This window comes from Streptomyces sp. HUAS 31, from assembly GCF_028198125.1.
GTDB lineage: Bacteria > Actinomycetota > Actinomycetes > Streptomycetales > Streptomycetaceae > Streptomyces > Streptomyces chartreusis.
Genome location: NZ_CP116354.1, coordinates 119,819 through 135,840, shown reverse-complemented (window position 1 = coordinate 135,840; position 16,022 = coordinate 119,819). Strand labels below are relative to the sequence as shown.

Below are 16,022 nucleotides of genomic sequence, written 5' to 3'. Positions count from 1 at the left end.
GCGGTCCTGAGTTCGGCCGTCACCCCTTGCCCGCCTCGATCAGTTCCTCGAGCCGCTTGTTCTGAGCCTCGTCCTCGGCTTTGCAGGCCTCCATCGCCGCGCGCATCTTGGGAGTGTTCTCAAGGACCGCGCTGCCGCCCTTCTGCGCTTTCGGGTTCTCGAAACCGTTCTTCCTCATGCAGGTCCAGAACTTCAGTTGCAGCGCCTGGTACTCGGCGTCGGTCTGCACCGTGTCCGGGAGGTCGGTGGACTGCGCGCCGCCGGTGGGGTTCTTCCCGCACACCTTCTCCGCACGGTCCACCTGGGTCTGCGGGACGTCCATCGGTACCTCCGCGCCGCGTCCCGGGGCGGGGTCGTCGACCTGAACACCGTTGTCGCGCATGCATGAGGCGTAGCGCAGGCCGGCGTCGTCGCCGTCCTGTGCGGAGCCGTCGGACGCGACCGGGGGGTCCTGCTGCTCGGGGTCGGGCGCGCTCGCGGAACTGGCACCGCGTTCGCCGGCGCCGTCCTGGGCCGTGCAAGCACCGCTCGTGACGACGACGAGGACCGTCCCGGTGACGGCCAACCAGGTACGCAGGACACGGGCTGGCGAGTTCATCTGTTCCTCCACGGTATTTCGGGACCGGCTCCTCCGCCGGACTGGAGAACGGACCAAGGCCGCCGGGTACAGCGCACCGCCGGGTGCCGGGTGTCCGTTCCGGGAGGAGGAGATCAGACGGGACCTTTGGTGAGGATCTGCTGGCGGCGACATCTCCGACGTACGAGAGAACCGCCGGTCCGGCTTGTCTCGGCGCACGTGGCGGCCCGGCCCAGGACGGCGGGGCGGGCGGGGCAGTCATGGTGAGCGGTGGGCGGCAGCACTCTGCTCAACAACCGTGAACGCTTCACCGGCGAACCGAGCGGGTCAAATGGCCTTCGACAGGGATGAGTCGGGCTCCGGTGGCCGCATCGCCGAACCCGTGGTGACCGGTCCGCCGCTCGGAGTCAGGTGGGTTGTCGGTGCCGAGACGTACGTTCGCCGGCATTCGACTGTCCCCGCAGGAAGGGCGTTCCCACGTGTCAGGCTTCGGAACATGGCTGGCCCGGTTCATCGATGACGAAGGCGAGCTGGGCGACTTCGCCCGCTACGCCGCGGCGGACCCGCACATGCCGCCTCGCACGATCAGCGACCGCATCACGTACTTCATATGGCTGACCCGGCATCCCGACACCGTCAGTGTCGACGGACGGGTCCGCCATCCGCACCTGCCGACCTTCATGTCCGCGTGGAAGCGGTACCTCCACGAGATGGTGGACGACACGCCCCCGCCCGGCCCTGCCGGCTCCGGCGCCCCGGTCGAGCAGGGCTTCGACGCTCTGCTGGCCGCCATGGAGGGCGGCACCCAGGAGTCGGTCGCCGCACTGCTGTCCGGCACGGAGTTGGACGCGCAGGAGCGCCGGGCGCTGATCAACCGCGCCACCGACGTGCGTCTCGCCCTGGCGGACCGGCTGCCCGACTTCAACGACCGCGGCGGCGCACGCTACATGCGGGTGACCACCGCCGGCTTCGTCTGCCACACCGACTCCGGCGAGGCTGCGGACTGGCTGGTCCGGCCGGCGTTCGCCGGGTGCCGAGAGCCGGCCGGACCGGAGGGGATGGCGGCCCACCTGACCGACGCGGCCGTGGCGTGCTGGGAGCCGGAGCGCATCACGGACTTCATCCGGGCCGCCGCCGCAGGCCCGCACGCCCAGGCCCTCTACCCGCTCCTGATGTGTCTGTGCCGCCGCACCGGCATCACCGTCGAACCCACGTCCCATCTCGCAGGGGGCTGCGTGGACTTCTACGTGGGCTACGGCCATGAGGAGCTCCCCCCGCACGGCCTCGCGGTCACCGCCGACCCGCGCGAGGACCCACTGCTGCCACGCGTGCTGCCGCAGTTGCAGCTTGCCGACTACCACGTCGGCCGCCGTCTGGGCGACGACGACCCCTCAGCCCGGGGGCGTCGCTTCCTGCGCCTGGTGTTGGAGAGCGGTCTGCTCGACCGTGGTCTCTTCCTGCGCAAGGTGATCCAGACCCTCCAGCAGGTCACCGACGAGGAGAACTGGGCCCCCGCCGGTCATCTCGCCACCGTGCTCGAAGACCTCGGGCCCTCTCAGGAGGAGTTCGCCCCCTGCCGCGAGAGCTACGCCAAGCTCACCGGTGTCGTGGCATCCTCGCAGATGAGCGCTGACTGGACGGCACACGCGGTCCGAACGCTCCTGCGCGAGGGCCGGCTCCCGGCGGACCTGGTCGACAGGTGGGTCCAAGCCATCCTCGATGAAGACACCGACTTCACCGGCTCCTCTCGCAATTGCGCGGTCGCGATCGGCGAGATCAGCGGATCAGACCTGCTCAGCGACGACCACATCGCCGCCCTGGTCCAGTTCGTCACGGGCACCCGCACCGAACGTCCTCTGCACGTCATGCGGGCGCTGACGCGACACGCCGAGCACGGCCGCCTCACCCACGAACAGCTCGTCGCCTGCGCCCACGAGGTCCTGCTCTGGCCGGAGGAAGACGTCCCCACTGCGCTGATCACACTCCTCGGCCAAGCACTGGACGGCGAACCGACCGGCGCCGACACGGTCCTGCCCGTCCTCGCCGGTGCCTTCTGGAACCCCTCACGGGCCGTGCAGGAGCAGGCTCTGACCCTCGCCGGCGAACAGCGTGCACACGCCGGGAAAAGCACGCTCGCCGTACTGGCCACCGAGGCCCTGCAACTGGATCCGGACCTGCGAGCCCGCGCCCAGGACGTCTTCGGCGCGGCGCCCCCGCCCGAGGCGGCCGAGCCGTCCACGGCAGGCGAACCCGGCGGGCCCGTCGCCTCTGCGTTCGACATGAGCGTCTTCGACCCGCTGCTGCGCCTTCTGCCGGGCGAGGCGAAGGACCGGTGGCTCTCACTGCTGCGACCCTCGATCGGCCTCGACCTGGGGGACGGCGACGGCCCGGTCGTCGGGCACCTCGGCGGTCTGCCGGAACTGCCGAAGGACACGCCCTGGCCGGTGTGGCGGGAACGCCCGCTGGGCCTCATGGCCTCCGTGGACTGCGCCCTGCTGCCGCGGGAGGAGTTGGACATCCCCTTGCCCGAGGACGGCACACTCCTGTTCTTCCGCTACGAGAGCGAGGAGGACCCCGGCGACTTCATCAACTTCTACGTCGGATGCGACGACTTCGAACCGGGCGCCGGGACAGCGGTGTTGTACGTCCCGGCTTCGGTCCCGACCCGCCGCCGCCCGGCGCCCGTGGGCCGAGAGGTCATCAAGCGGGAACCACTGCGTCTGAACCGGGTGATGCTCACCATGCCCGACGACGGCGACATACACCTGCGGGACGCCCACGTCGACGTGCACCTGCACGGCCAGGCGGGTGCGAAGGCTTTCGACGACGTGAGGGACCTGGTTCACGGGCTGTACGGCGGCCGCTTCATGCAGATCGGGGGATACGCGGAGTGGGCCCAGTGCGGGGAGGAGGACGTGATGGCCCGTCGCCTCCTCGGCCCGGAAGCGACCGAAGAGGCCGTGCGCCGGGAGGAACGCGACCTGGTTTTGCTTGCCTGCTTCGAGGACGACGCCGCCGCGAACGCCCTGTACTGGCTGATCCGCCGCGAGGACCTGGCCGCCCGCCGCTTCGACAAGGTCGTAGCGGTGGCCCAGTCCTAGAGGTCCTAGAGACCCCAGAGGCGAGAAAATATGTTGCAGACTTGGGTGCAAATTGTCTCAGTCATGCTAATTATTTTCGTCAGCGGTCTCCCCGCCCGCTCCCCCTCCCCCCTTCCCACGCACCCTCGCCACACCTCACGGAGCAGCACATGATCAAACGGAGAAGCCTTCTCGCCGCGGCGGGAGCCGGAGCCCTGGGCAGTGCGCTCGCGACCGGTACCGCGCGCGCCGACTCGACGATCAGCGTCGACCCGTCGACGACCTACGGCACCTGGGAGGGCTGGGGCACCTCCCTGGCCTGGTGGGCGAAGGTCTTCGGCAGCAGTGCCGAATACTCCGACGTGTTCGCCGATCTCCTGTTCACCGACAAGACGGTGACCTACATGGGAACCGCGCTTCCCGGCCTGAATCTGGACATCGCCCGCTACAACCTCGGGGCGTGCGGCTGGAACACCGTGCAGCGGTCCTCCGGGACCGTCAGGATGGATCCCGGCCGTATCCCCTGGCACAAGCAGATCGCGGGCTTCTGGCTGGATCCCGGGAGCGGCACCGCCGAGTCATCGGTCTGGAACTGGGACGCCGACCCGGCGCAGCGGGCCATGCTGCTCAAGGCCACCCAGCGCGGCGCGATCAGCGAGCTGTTCGCGAACTCCCCCATGTGGTGGATGACCAACAGCCTCAACCCCTCCGGAGCCACCAAGCAGTACGGCGACAACCTCAACGACACCTACCGGCGCCACCACGCCTCCCACCTGGCGACCGTGGCGCTGCACGCCCGGGAGAACTGGGGCGTGGACTTCGTGTCCGTGGAGCCCTTCAACGAGCCCAAGGCCGGCAACTGGTGGACCGGGTACGCCCACCCCCAGGAGGGCTGCTGCATCAACACGGCGGAGCAGGCGGTCGTGCTGTCCCTCCTGCGCGAGGAACTCGACACGCGCGGCCTGGCGACGACGCGGATCTCGGCGTCGGACGACGCGACGTTCGAGCAGGCCATCCCGACGTGGAACGACCTCAAGAGCAACGGCGGAAGCACGCACCTTGACCGCGTGAACGTGCACGGTTACGGAGCCGGGAGCGCGAACGCGGGCACCCAACGGGCCCAGCTCTACAGCTCGGTGGTCCAGGGCTCCGGCAAGGCGCTGTGGAGTTCGGAGAACGGCACCGCCGACGCGGACGGCTTCAAGATGGCCCAGTACCTGCTGGCCGACCTCTACGCCCTGCATCCGACGGCGTGGGCGTACTGGCAGCCGCTGGACACCCATCCGGACTGGGCGATGATCCACTTCACCGTCAACGACGGCCAGGATCCGGCAAAGGGCGTGACTCTCTCCGGTGACGTCAACACCAAGTACTGGGTGATGGGGCAATTCAGCCGGCACATCCGCCCCGGGATGAAGATGCTCCGCACCGGTGTGCCGCACGCGGCGGCCGCCCTCGACGAGAGCGCGGACAAGCTGGTCGTCGTCGTCGCGAACAACGGCCCGCTCACGAACATGACCTTCGACCTGTCCGCCTTCACCACGGCGACGGGCGGAGCCAACGGCGTGGTGTACCGCTGGAACACCGGGGTGGGCGAGAAGTACGTCCGCCGGACGGCGACGGTGTCGGGGAAGAAGGTGACCATCCCGATCAACGCGAACTGCGTGCAGACGCTGGAGATCCAGGGTGTGGTCGTCTGAGCGGGGCCCTCGATGACCCGCCTCGGGCCGAATGCTCATCACCGGTGAGCATTGCCGGTATCCGCAGGGCCGGGGCCGGGCGGGTCGGGGCGGCTCGCGCCGGGCAAGGGGGACTCGGCGGGCCGGGTGGTGCCGCGCAAGAGCGTCTACCGGCCAGTAGCGCGAGGGCAGCTGACTCCCCATCATGACTGCGCGCAGGACACATCGTGTCGTGCGCGCAGTCATACCCTCCGCCGGCAGCTCTCCCACTCCCCCAGGAGACCCCCACATGCATGCCCGCGCCACCACCACACGCAGGGCCGCGGCAGTCACCGCGGTCGTCGTTCTCGCCACGGTCCCGGCCACCGCCGCCGAGGCGGCCCCGACGGGCACAGCGGACATCCTCGGCAGCGTCGACTACGCCACCTGGAAACAGGACGTCGCGGCCGTCGTCGCCCAGGCGCGTCCGTGGATCGAGTCCCGGACCGCCGGCGCCGGCGGTGAGAAGCAGGCGATCGTCCTGGACATCGACAACACCGCGCTGGAGACGTACTTCCACCCGATCTGGCAGCAGCCCACGCCGGCCGTCGCCGCCGTTCGGGACCTGGCCCGCTATGCGGACTCCCGGGGCGTCGCCGTCTACTTCGTCACGGCGCGCCCTGGCATCGTCGGGTCCCTCACGGAATGGAACCTGAAGCAGACCGGCTATCCCGTCGACGGGCTCTACCTCACCGACCTCAGCGACCTGTTCGAGGTGAGCGCCTACAAGACCGAGAAGCGGGCCGAGATCGAGGCCAAGGGCTACAGGATCATCGCCAATATCGGGAACAGTTCGGGCGACTTCGCCGGCGGCCACGCCGAACGCGCCTTCAAACTCCCCGACTACGGCGGCCGGCTGTTCTAGCGGCCACGGGGGCATGCGACCCACCGCTCAGCGCGCAGCGTTGTTGATCAGTCGGGTCCGCCGCGGCCGGGGAGCGGTGGGCGCGTGCCACGATGCCGGCGTTCCGGCCGGTCGCGGCGGCTGCAGCCGGCCGGAGGACCGACAACACGGCAACGACGGGTACTGGCAGATGAGCGACGTGCGGACTCACACCTACGTGCGGCCCTCCGCCGTGACCGGCGCGCACAGATCGCCCGACGTCGGCCTGGAGACCAGCGGCGGAGCCACCCCCTGCGGCACGGCACGGCACCCCCACTTCCACTCCGGTGTGGTCACCGCCTCGCAGGCCACCGCGGCCGGCCTGCTCGCGGTCGCGGGCGTCGCGCGGACCTGGTACCCGGAGGGGAAACCCGGCCGTGCCGTGCTGGATCCGGTGGTCACCGGCCACCACGACCGGCTGCGCTTCGAGGCGATCTCCCCCTGCCGCGGTGTCTACGCGAGGCTCGACATACTCCGCGACGGGGTCAACGGCGCCCGTATCCGCCGCGGCACCGCGCACTTCGACGTGAACGACGCGCTGCTCACGGCCCTGGCCCGGGTGCGCTCGTCCCACCCGCTGCACTTGCGTGTGGGGGTCGTCCGGACGGCCGCGCGGGCGAAACCCGACCGACCGGACGGGCCGGGCAACGGGCGCCTGTCGCGGCTGCCCCTGCGTGACTTCGCCGAGGCACAGGCCATCGCCTCCCGGCTCGACGTGCAGGGCGAGGTGACGCGGGCGCGCGCACAGCGCCTGGTGCGGGGCCTGGCCCGGCAGGGGGGCGTACGGCTGTGGTCGGTGCCCCTCAGCGGCACCTTCAGGCTGTCGACCCTGCGGTCACCGGGCGCCGTTCCGGTGCCGGACGCCGGGCGGCTGGAGGCATTGCAGTGCGTCGCGCCCCACATGACCTCGCTGCGTCTGTACGGCCCACAGGTCACCGATGATGGCGCGAACCCGGTGTCCGCCTGGGAGGCCTCGCTGCCCGGGATGCGGTTGACCCTGGTGCCGCTGTCGCGTGGGCAGGGCCGCTTCGTCGCCGACGGCGCGGCCCCCGCGTCGGATGCGGTCAGCGACGCCGGGCAGAGCGGGCAGGACGCCGAGTTGCTCGCGCTGCTGCTGTCGTGGGAGGCGTGCGTCGATCCCGCGGCGCTCGCCGGGCAGGCCGGGCTGACGCTCGCGCGTACCCGGGCGGCCCTTGACCGCCTGGTCGATGCCGGCCGATGCGGCTACGACCTGGCCGAGGCGGCGTACTTCCACCGGGAGTTGCCGTTCTGCCCGCGCGAGAGGGAGCCGCGCCACCCCCGTCTGGTCGAGGCACGGGCCCTGGTCGACTCCGGCTCCGTGACGGTGAACCGGCGGTCGGGGACGGCCGTCGTGGCCTCCGGCGGAACGGTTCACCATGTGCGCGAACTCCATGGCCGACGCACCTGTACCTGCCTGCTGTGGACCCGCCGCCAGGGCGCGCGCGGCCCGTGCGTGCACGCCCTGGCGGCGATCACCGCACTGCGGGAGGGACCCGCCCGGCCCCGACCGGCCGTGCAAGCGGCTGCCGCCGGAGGCGGGGAAGGGCCTCCCGTGCACAGTGCTTCCCCCCGCGTGTCCGCCGGCCTCGGTCACGGCTGACTGCCGGTCGAGGCGTGTGCCGGCTCCCGTCCACCTCATGGCTCCGGTGGCTGCCGAAGGTTCTGTCAGCCGCGCGCGGCGGCGCCCGAGCGTGGCAGGGCCCGCAGCGGTCTGCGGTCGTACTGCTCCTTGACCAGCTCCAGGTGTGTCCACGACTGGAGGTCCCGTACCCCGTCGATCGCCCGCATCCGGTCCAGGATGTCGATCGTCTCGGCGCGCGTGCGGGTGATCAGTGTGCCCACCGCGTCGCAGCGCCCCAGGGTGCGCGCCAGGAAGTCCACCTCCCCGATGCGTCCGATCTCGCTCAGTGCCGTCTCCCCGTCGGTTTCCAGATGGAGTTGGAATCCGGTCATCTGCGTCATGCCGAACGCGGTCGGATCCACGATCCCGGTGATCGCGACGACTCCCGACTCGATCAGCCGCAGGACTCGCGTGCGCGTCGCTCCCCGGGACAGTCCGACCCGCTCGGCCAGATCGGCGTAGGGCATCCGACCGTCCTGCCGCAGCAGGTTCAGCAGCAGGCGATCGGTGTCGTCGAACTGGTCCAGGCTCTCCGGCTCATGTGCCGCCGGGGCGTGGGACTCCTTCACCAGGTGGGTGTAGAGCAGCGTGTCGACGAACTGGACCCCCTCGACGGACCGGATCAGGCTCACCGTGTCGGCCAGATTCGCCACGTCCGAGGACCGCAGCTCGGCGACGATCGAGTGCCGGCCGGAGACGATCGACACCAACGGCGTGTCCGGGAACTGCGCGACGGACGCCGCGACCTGGGCCGTGGCTCTGCCGTGCACCGCGATGGACACATGCCCGAAGGCGTGGATCCCGTCGATCTCGGGATGAACCATGGCCACGACGCGCAGCGCCCCCGACTCGAAGATGCGCTGCACCCGGGCCCGGGCCGCCGTGCGCGAGAGGCCGGCCTGCGCGCCGAGCGACTCGAACGAGGCCCGTCCGTCGATGCGCAACTGCTCGATCAGGGCGAGATCGAACTCGTCGAGCTCCATGCGGGTCCTTCCTGGTCAGCCACCACGCCGGACCCTAGCAACACGGCACGGCCGGAGGCGGGGGAACCACTCACCACCAGATCTTCGATAAACCAGCAGTACTCGTATTCGGCAGACTATTCGTTCGTTGAGACGGAAGACTACAGCCGAAAAGGTATTGACGAGATGGTTTTGCAGCCATAGCCTCGCCGCCATGTCCAGGAACACCAACACCGGCAGCGCCCCAGCGGGCGGGCTGTCGTCGCTGTTCGCGCCCACCTCCGTCGCGGTGGTCGGGGCGTCCAACGACACGGCGAAGATGGGCGGGCTGTACTTCCAGCACCTGCTCCAGTCGTTCGACGGCACCAGCTACCCGGTCTCCCGCAGCGGCCGTCCCGTACAGGGCGTCGCGTCCCATCCCTCGCTCACCGACCTTCCCGAGGTGCCGGACGTCGCCTTCGTCGCCGTGCCCGCCGCGGCTGCGGCAGCGGTGACCAGGGAAGCCGCCGATCTGGGCGTCCCGGTGGTCGTCCTGCACACCGCGGGCTTCGCCGAGACCGGCGAGGCGGGCGAGAGCGCCGAACGCGAACTCACCGCATACGCACGGGCCCGCGGCACCCGCGTGGTCGGCCCCAACTCGATGGGCGTCTACGCGGGCGCCACCGGCGCCAACCTCCTCGGTCTGCCCGCGCGGCCCGGCGGCGTGGCGTTCATCTCCGCCAGCGGCACGCTCATCGAGTCGATCGCGCCGAAGCTGCGGGCCGGCGGGCTCGGGTTCCGCAACGTGGTCGGCTTCGAGAACCAGGCCGACATCGAGATCCACGAGTACGTCGAGTACTGCGCGAGCGATCCCGGTGTCGACGTGATCGCCGTCTACCTGGAGGGGATCAGGAACGAGAGCGGGCGGCACTTCGTCGACGCCCTCAAGGCCGCCGCCCGCACCAAGCCGGTCCTCGTCCTGCGCGGGGCGCAGACCGATTCGGGACAACGCTCGGCGGTCTCGCACACCGCCGCGATCGTCTCGCCGTCGATGATCTACGACGGTCTGCTCGCCCAGGCCGGTGTCATCGAGGTCGAGGACGAGTCGCAACTCATGCCGCTGATCGAGGCGTTGTCGATCGCGCCGCGTGCCGGCAGCGACCGGGTCGCGGTCATCGGCAACGGCGGCGGCTTCGCCACGCTCACCGCCGACGCGGTCGAGCGGGCCGGACTACGGGTCCCGGAATTCAGCCCCGGTGTGCAGGCGGCGCTGCGCGAGGCCCTGAACCCGCTGGCCGCGGTCGGCAATCCGGTGGACGCCGTCATCGACGACGACGGAGACGGTTCGCTGTGGGGCGACCTCGCGGACATCGTGGTGCGGGACGACATCGGAGCCGTACTGAAATTCGGTCTCTACAAGGACGAGGCCGGATCGCGTGAGTTCTCCTCCGTCGTCGGCGAGGCACGGGCTCTCGGCGGAGTCAGCAAGGCGACCGGGATCCCGATCTTCGTCTACTCGCCCTACGGCGATGCCGACGAGGCGATCGTCCGGGCCTTCCTGGACGAGGGCATCCCTGTGGTGCGCACGCCACGGATCGCAGGGCGGGCGCTGGCCGCGAGCGCCTCGCCGGGCGCCGGCCGGGAAGCGAGCGGCCCGCCAGGCGCCGGTACGGGGGCGGCCGAGCAGCCGCACACCGGCCACGACAGCCGGCCCTCGGCGGCCCTGCCCGAGTTCGAGAGTCTCGCGGCCGTCGCAGAACTGGGCCTGCCGGTGCCGGCCCGCCGGTTCCTGAGCGCGCGCGAGCTTCAGGCCGACGACGCGGGCGCCCTCACGTTCACCGCCCCGAACGTGGTGCTCAAGATCGTCATCGCCGGCGTGCACCACAAGTCGGACATCGGGGGCGTACGCACGAACGTGCCCGGTGACCGGGCCTGGGCGGAGGCGCGCGCGATGCTTCAGCGGTTCGCCTCGGCCGGCGATCACGCGGCCGAGGGAGTCATCGTCATGGAGCAGGTCGCGGCCGACGGCCCCGAACTTCTGCTCAGCGCCCGCCGGGACCCCGCCGTCGGACCGGTGGTCACGGTGGGCGCCGGCGGCGTACTGGCCGAACTGCTGCGGGACGTGCGGACCTTCGCCGCCCCGCTCACCGACGACGAGGCCGTCGCGCTCCTCGACTCGCTGGGGATCGCGCCGCTGCTGCACGGCTACCGCGGCTCCAAGGGAGTCGACGTCGCACGGCTCGCGGCCCGGATCGCGGCCTTCAGCCGGGCGTTCGCCGAGGACCACACCCTGCAGGAAGTCGAGATCAACCCGCTGATGACGGCCGCGCAGGACTTCTGGGCCGTCGACGCCATCGTTCGCAGAGAGGACCAGAACCCATGCTGACCACGAACGAGGTCCGGCTGGAGGACATCCCCGGCCTGCTCGGGCAGACGATAGAGAGCCCCTACATCAGCGTCGACACCCGGCTTCGAGGGCTGTTCGAAGAGGCCACGATGATCGACGAGTTCATGACGCCCGAGGACCGGCTGCTCTACCCCGACGGCCTGCTCGAAGGTTTCCATCTGCTCGGCCTGCTCGACCACTTCATCAGCAAGTACATCAACTGGGACATGAACTCGACCCACGGCCTGAACTACGGCCTCGACCGGGTCCGCTTCGTCTCCCCGATGGTGGCCGGCCGGCCGCTGCGCTTCCGCACGACCGTGGCCCGGGTGGAACCGAAGCACGACGGCTACCTGATCGTCTTCGAGTGCGTGCTCGAACACGAGGGCGCCGACCGTCCCGGGATGACGGCCACCTGGCTGTGCTACCAGCTGCCGACGGTCGGCCGGGCCGGCGAGGCGACGACCGAAGACGGCGCGCGGTGACCTCCGTCGTCGAGGCTCTCCGGCGCGGACCGGAATCCGAGCTCCCGCCCGTCGCCGCGCGACGGCACCCGTGGCGTACCGGCTTCGCCGTGTCCCTGCTGGCCGCCGCCCTGTGGTCGGCCTACCTGCTGTCCCGCAACGAGCGGTTCGGCTGGGACGTGATCGGCACCTACCTGTTCTCCGGACCCGTGCTGGACGGCCTGGTCCTCACGCTGTGGCTGACGGTCGTCTCGATGGCGATCGGCATCCTGCTCGGCATCGTCCTCGCGGTGATGCGCAGTTCGGAGAACTTCATCATCTCGGGGCTGGCCGCGGCCTACATCTGGTTCTTCCGCGGAGTGCCGCTGCTGGTCCTGCTGGTGTTCTTCTACAACCTCGCCGCACTGTTCCCGACGATCGGGGTGGGCGTGCCCGGCGTCTTCTCCGTCGTCGACCTGAACACCAACGCCCTGATCACCCCGGTCGCCGCCGCGATCATCGGACTGGGCCTGAACGAGGCCGCGTTCATGAGCGAGATCGTGCGGGCCGGCATGCGCTCGGTCGACCGGGGCCAGATCGAGGCGGCGCGGGCGCTGGGGATGTCGCCGGGTCTGGTGCTGCGCCGGATCGTGCTGCCGCAGGCCATGCGGCTGATCATCCCGCCCACCGCGAACGAGATCGTGAACATGCTCAAGACCACCTCGCTGGTGAGCGTCCTCGCGGTCGCCGACCTCATGTACTCCGTGCAGCAGATCTACGCCAGCAACTTCCAGACCATCCCGCTGCTGATCGTGGCGAGCGTCTGGTACCTCGCGCTGACCTCGGTCCTCAGCGTCGGCCAGTACTTCCTGGAGAAGCGCTACTCCAAGGGCGTGCAGGTCCGCAGACCGAAGCGCGCGCCGCGCCGGGCCGAAGGAGGGTCCTGATGACCACGTCCACGACACCGCCGGACACGATCGTGCGGGTACGCGGCGTCCACAAGCGGTACGGCTCCCTGAAGATCCTCAATGGGGTCAGTCTGCGCGTCGGGCGCGGCGAGGTCGTCTGTGTGCTCGGACCGTCCGGCTCGGGCAAGTCGACGCTGCTGCGCTGCATCAACCATCTGGAGAAGGTCGACGACGGCATCGTCGTCGTCGGCGACCACACCATCGGCTACGAGGAATCGGGCGGTGTGCTGCGCGAGTTGAGCGAGCGCAGGGTCTGCAGGCAGCGGACCGCCGTCGGCATGGTGTTCCAGCGTTTCAACCTCTTCTCGCACATGACGGTCCTGGAGAATGTCGTGGAGGCGCCGGTGCGTGTCCACCGGCGCAAACGGTCCGTCGTCGAGGCGGAGGCGGTTGAACTCCTGCGGCGGGTCGGCCTCGCGGAGAAGAAGGACGCCTACCCGGACCAGCTGTCCGGGGGCCAGCAGCAACGCGTCGCCATCGCGCGGACCCTGGCGATGAAGCCCGACGTGGTCCTGTTCGACGAGCCCACCTCGGCGCTCGACCCCGAACTCGTCGGCGAGGTGCTCGGCGTCATGCGGGGCCTCGCCCACGACGGACTGACGATGATCGTCGTCACCCATGAGATCGGCTTCGCGCGTGAGGTCGCCGACCGCGTCGTGTTCATGGACGGCGGCGTCGTGGTCGAGGAGGGCACTCCCGCCGCCGTACTGGACGCGCCGCGCGAGGAGCGCACCAAGGCGTTCCTGTCCCACGTTCTGCACTGAACACCGGCCCTTTGGCCACCACCCCGCCTCGTACCACCGCGCCCCCAAGGAACCGCCCCATGGCCAGATCCGTGAAGTCCCTCTGTCTCGTCCTGCTCTGTGCGACGGCCCTGAGCGCCTGCGGCTCGGACCTCGTGGCCGACGACTCCGCTCCCGCCGGCAACCCCGAGGTCGTCGCCCTGCTGCCGGACGACATCGCCAAGAGCAAGACCCTGCGTGTGATGACCGATCCGACCTATCCGCCGCTGGAGTCCATCGACGGCTCGGGCCGGATGGTCGGCTCGGACGTCGACCTGATGAACGCCGTCGCCGAGGAGATGGGCGTCAAGGTCGAGTGGAAGCGCGGCTCGTTCTCCGGGATCATCCCCGGCCTGGCCGCGGGCCGGTTCGACGCGTCGATCGCCGGCATGTACATCACCGAGGACAAGTTCAAGTCGGTCACCATGGTGCAGTACGCCGAGGCCTTCGATCAGATGCTGGTCCCGGTGGCCCACCAGGGCCCGGAGCTGAACTCGTACGCGGCGCTGTGCGGCATGAGCGTGACCATTCCGCAGGGCTCCACCGAGATCCCGCTGCTCAAGGACGCCTCGCGCGAATGCCGGGCCGGCGGTGAGCCCGCTCTCGACATCAAGCAGTTCGAGAACGCCAACAACGCGCTGCTCGCGGTGACGAGCAATCGCGCCGACACCGCGCTGGTGACCAACGTCAACGCCGACTACGTCGTCGGGAAGCTGAAGGCGGACGTGAAGGTGCACGGCCGGCTGCCCGGGGTGTTCCCGATGGGGATCACGGTGGCCAAGGAGTCGAAGGACCTGGCCGAGGCCGTCTCGGCGGCGCTTCGGGAGCTGAGGAAGTCCGGCGAGTACGACCGGATCATGACGAAGTGGAAGCTCGGCGACTCCGCCGTGGACGCGTTCCCCGTGAACCCCAAGTCCGCACCCGCCGGCTAGCCACCGCCGTCGACCCACGGCCCTCCCCTGGCCCGATCACTTTCGCATCCCGTCATCACCACACCACCCGAAAGGCAGGAACGGCCATGCCGCAGAACCGAACGATGCGCGGTGCCGCCGCCGTCGTCGGAATCGCCGAGGAGGCGTCGCCCACCGGAGAACTCGACGCATGGGGCCGGGCGCTCGAAGCACGCGTGATCAAAGCGGCACTGGACGACGCGGGCCTGACCCTCGCGGACGTCGACGGCGTCGCGCACACGGACTCCTCGCTCGACCTGGCCGAATTCCTCGGCATCGCCCCGGTGTTCAGCGAGGCGACCTACAACGGCGGCTCCAGCTTCGAGCTCTATGTCGAGAAGGCGGCGGCCGCGATCGCGGCCGGGCTCGCGGAGACGGTCCTCATCGTCTACGCGGCGACACCGCGCGGAGACCGTCGCCGCGGGGGCGGCGGCTGGGTCGATCCCCCAGGCCCGCGCGACGAGTTCGAGGTCCCCTACGGGCTGGGCCTGATCGGCTCCTACGCCCTGGCGGCGAACCGGCACATGAGCAGGTACGGCACCACATCGGAACAGCTCGCCGCCATCGCGGTGAACACCCGGCGATGGGCCGCGATGAACCCGCGCGCCAGGCTGCGGGAGCCGATCACGGTCGACGACGTGCTCTCCTCGGCCCAGGTCTGCACGCCGCTGCGTCTACTGGACTGCTGCCTGGTCACGGACGGGGCGGGAGCGGTCGTGGTCACGTCCGCGGAACGGGCCCGCGACCTGCGAAAGCCGCCCGTGTACGTCCTGGGCGCGGCCACCGCGCACTCGCACCGGATGATCCACGCGATGCCGGACCTGACGCTGACACCGGGCGCGGTGTCCGGGCCCCGCGCGTTCGGTGCGGCGGGCATCGCCCACCGGGACGTCGACCTGCTGATGGCGTACGACTCCTTCACCATCACGGCGCTGCTTCATCTGGAGGACCTCGGCTTCTTCGCCAAGGGCGAGGCCGCGCAGTTCGTCGCGGACGGCGGGACGGCGCCGGGAGGCGCGCTGCCGATGAACACCAACGGCGGCGGACTGTGCTACACGCACCCCGGCATGTACGGGATCTTCCTGCTGACGGAGGCGGTGCGCCAACTGCGCGGTGAGGCCGGTGAACGCCAGCTGGACGCGCCGGACATCGCCGTGGCGCACGGCACCGGCGAGATTCTGTCGGCGACCTCCACGGTCGTCCTGGGCACGGAGGACACCCTGTGAGCCAGAGCGATTTCCTTCCCCCCGAGCGGCCGGGCACGGCGCCGTACTGGGACGCCACCCGGTCCAGGAGACTGCTGCTGCAACGCTGCCGGGCCTGCGGGCAGTTGATCCACCACCCGCGGGAGGCCTGCCCGCACTGCCTGGCGCAGGACTTCGTCTGGGAGGAGTCGACCGGCCGCGGCAGCGTGCACGCCGTCTCGGTCCATCACCGCCCGTTCGAAGTGATGACCCCGCAGGACTGCCCGTACGTCGTGGCCTTCGTCGACCTCGACGACGGCGTGCGCTTCCTGTCCGACATCGTCGGCCCGGACCGTGAGACGGCCGCCGTCGGGGACCGTGTCCGGCTCGTGTGGAAGCCGGTGGCCGGCGGCTGTCACCTCCCCCTGTTCGAACTCGACCGGTGACGGGCAGCGCCGCCGCCGCTGC

At 70.3% G+C, this 16,022-nt stretch carries 13 protein-coding genes; 11 read left to right on the top strand and 2 right to left on the bottom strand.

All coding sequences use genetic code 11. The annotated features are described in order from the left end of the window. Positions 1-19: 19 nt before the first annotated feature. Positions 20-598 (bottom strand): hypothetical protein, encoded by a 579-nt coding sequence (locus PGH47_RS42810; RefSeq protein WP_271668411.1) that lies wholly within the window; start codon positions 596-598, stop codon positions 20-22. A 458-nt stretch (positions 599-1,056) separates the two neighbouring features. On the opposite strand from PGH47_RS42810, the gene PGH47_RS42805 reads away from it, so the two are divergent. The 4 genes from PGH47_RS42805 to PGH47_RS42790 all read left to right on the top strand — a co-directional run bounded on the left by PGH47_RS42805 (position 1,057) and on the right by PGH47_RS42790 (position 7,879). After that, the gene (locus PGH47_RS42805) at positions 1,057-3,678 is read left to right on the top strand and encodes a YwqG family protein (RefSeq protein WP_271668410.1); all 2,622 of its coding nucleotides are present in this window, start codon (positions 1,057-1,059) and stop codon (positions 3,676-3,678) included. Positions 3,679-3,827: 149 nt separating this feature from the next. Next, a complete protein-coding gene (locus tag PGH47_RS42800) occupies positions 3,828-5,357 on the top strand; it encodes a glycoside hydrolase (RefSeq protein WP_271668409.1) in 1,530 nt (509 codons plus the stop codon). Between the two features lie 268 nt (positions 5,358-5,625). Further along, positions 5,626-6,240: an HAD family acid phosphatase gene (locus tag PGH47_RS42795; protein WP_271668408.1), complete on the top strand. Its 615-nt coding sequence runs from the start codon at positions 5,626-5,628 to the stop codon at positions 6,238-6,240. A gap of 169 nt (positions 6,241-6,409) precedes the next feature. Continuing rightward, on the top strand, positions 6,410-7,879 hold the full coding sequence (locus tag PGH47_RS42790; RefSeq protein WP_271668407.1) for an SWIM zinc finger family protein: 1,470 nt from the start codon (positions 6,410-6,412) through the stop codon (positions 7,877-7,879). A gap of 65 nt (positions 7,880-7,944) precedes the next feature. On the opposite strand, the gene PGH47_RS42785 is transcribed toward PGH47_RS42790, so the two are convergent. Beyond that, the gene (locus tag PGH47_RS42785; protein ID WP_271668406.1) at positions 7,945-8,883 is read right to left on the bottom strand and encodes an Lrp/AsnC family transcriptional regulator; all 939 of its coding nucleotides are present in this window, start codon (positions 8,881-8,883) and stop codon (positions 7,945-7,947) included. 193 nt (positions 8,884-9,076) lie between these two features. Here PGH47_RS42785 and PGH47_RS42780 point away from each other — a divergent pair, with 193 nt between their 5' ends. The 7 genes from PGH47_RS42780 to PGH47_RS42750 all read left to right on the top strand — a co-directional run bounded on the left by PGH47_RS42780 (position 9,077) and on the right by PGH47_RS42750 (position 16,000). After that, entirely contained in the window at positions 9,077-11,227 is a 2,151-nt protein-coding gene (locus PGH47_RS42780) for an acetate--CoA ligase family protein (protein WP_271668405.1), read from the top strand. Beyond that, positions 11,221-11,712, top strand: coding sequence for a hypothetical protein (locus PGH47_RS42775; protein WP_271668404.1), 492 nt, complete (start codon positions 11,221-11,223; stop codon positions 11,710-11,712). The genes PGH47_RS42780 and PGH47_RS42775 overlap by 7 nt, the downstream gene beginning before the upstream one ends. Then, entirely contained in the window at positions 11,709-12,617 is a 909-nt protein-coding gene (locus PGH47_RS42770) for an amino acid ABC transporter permease (RefSeq protein WP_271668403.1), read from the top strand. Before PGH47_RS42775 ends, PGH47_RS42770 begins: the two co-directional genes overlap by 4 nt. Beyond that, a complete protein-coding gene (locus PGH47_RS42765) occupies positions 12,617-13,402 on the top strand; it encodes an amino acid ABC transporter ATP-binding protein (protein WP_271668402.1) in 786 nt (261 codons plus the stop codon). The genes PGH47_RS42770 and PGH47_RS42765 overlap by 1 nt, the downstream gene beginning before the upstream one ends. 59 nt (positions 13,403-13,461) lie before the next feature. After that, positions 13,462-14,352, top strand: coding sequence for an ABC transporter substrate-binding protein (locus tag PGH47_RS42760; RefSeq protein WP_271668401.1), 891 nt, complete (start codon positions 13,462-13,464; stop codon positions 14,350-14,352). Between the two features lie 86 nt (positions 14,353-14,438). Then, complete coding sequence (locus PGH47_RS42755) at positions 14,439-15,596, top strand: acetyl-CoA acetyltransferase (protein ID WP_271668400.1); 1,158 nt, start codon at positions 14,439-14,441, stop codon at positions 15,594-15,596. Then, positions 15,593-16,000, top strand: a complete 408-nt coding sequence (locus tag PGH47_RS42750) for a Zn-ribbon domain-containing OB-fold protein (RefSeq protein WP_271668399.1) — start codon at positions 15,593-15,595, stop codon at positions 15,998-16,000. Before PGH47_RS42755 ends, PGH47_RS42750 begins: the two co-directional genes overlap by 4 nt. Positions 16,001-16,022: the final 22 nt, after the last annotated feature.

What these genes read in the sequence shown, in the direction of transcription:
- PGH47_RS42760 (WP_271668401.1), top strand. Translation starts at nt 13,462, where the DNA reads ATGGCCAGATCCGTGAAGTCCCTCTGTCTCGTCCTGCTCTGTGCGACG.
- PGH47_RS42790 (WP_271668407.1), top strand. Translation starts at nt 6,410, where the DNA reads ATGAGCGACGTGCGGACTCACACCTACGTGCGGCCCTCCGCCGTGACC.
- PGH47_RS42775 (WP_271668404.1), top strand. Translation starts at nt 11,221, where the DNA reads ATGCTGACCACGAACGAGGTCCGGCTGGAGGACATCCCCGGCCTGCTC.
- PGH47_RS42780 (WP_271668405.1), top strand. Translation starts at nt 9,077, where the DNA reads ATGTCCAGGAACACCAACACCGGCAGCGCCCCAGCGGGCGGGCTGTCG.
- PGH47_RS42800 (WP_271668409.1), top strand. Translation starts at nt 3,828, where the DNA reads ATGATCAAACGGAGAAGCCTTCTCGCCGCGGCGGGAGCCGGAGCCCTG.
- PGH47_RS42755 (WP_271668400.1), top strand. Translation starts at nt 14,439, where the DNA reads ATGCCGCAGAACCGAACGATGCGCGGTGCCGCCGCCGTCGTCGGAATC.
- PGH47_RS42810 (WP_271668411.1), bottom strand. Translation starts at nt 598, where the DNA reads ATGAACTCGCCAGCCCGTGTCCTGCGTACCTGGTTGGCCGTCACCGGG.
- PGH47_RS42795 (WP_271668408.1), top strand. Translation starts at nt 5,626, where the DNA reads ATGCATGCCCGCGCCACCACCACACGCAGGGCCGCGGCAGTCACCGCG.
- PGH47_RS42765 (WP_271668402.1), top strand. Translation starts at nt 12,617, where the DNA reads ATGACCACGTCCACGACACCGCCGGACACGATCGTGCGGGTACGCGGC.
- PGH47_RS42785 (WP_271668406.1), bottom strand. Translation starts at nt 8,883, where the DNA reads ATGGAGCTCGACGAGTTCGATCTCGCCCTGATCGAGCAGTTGCGCATC.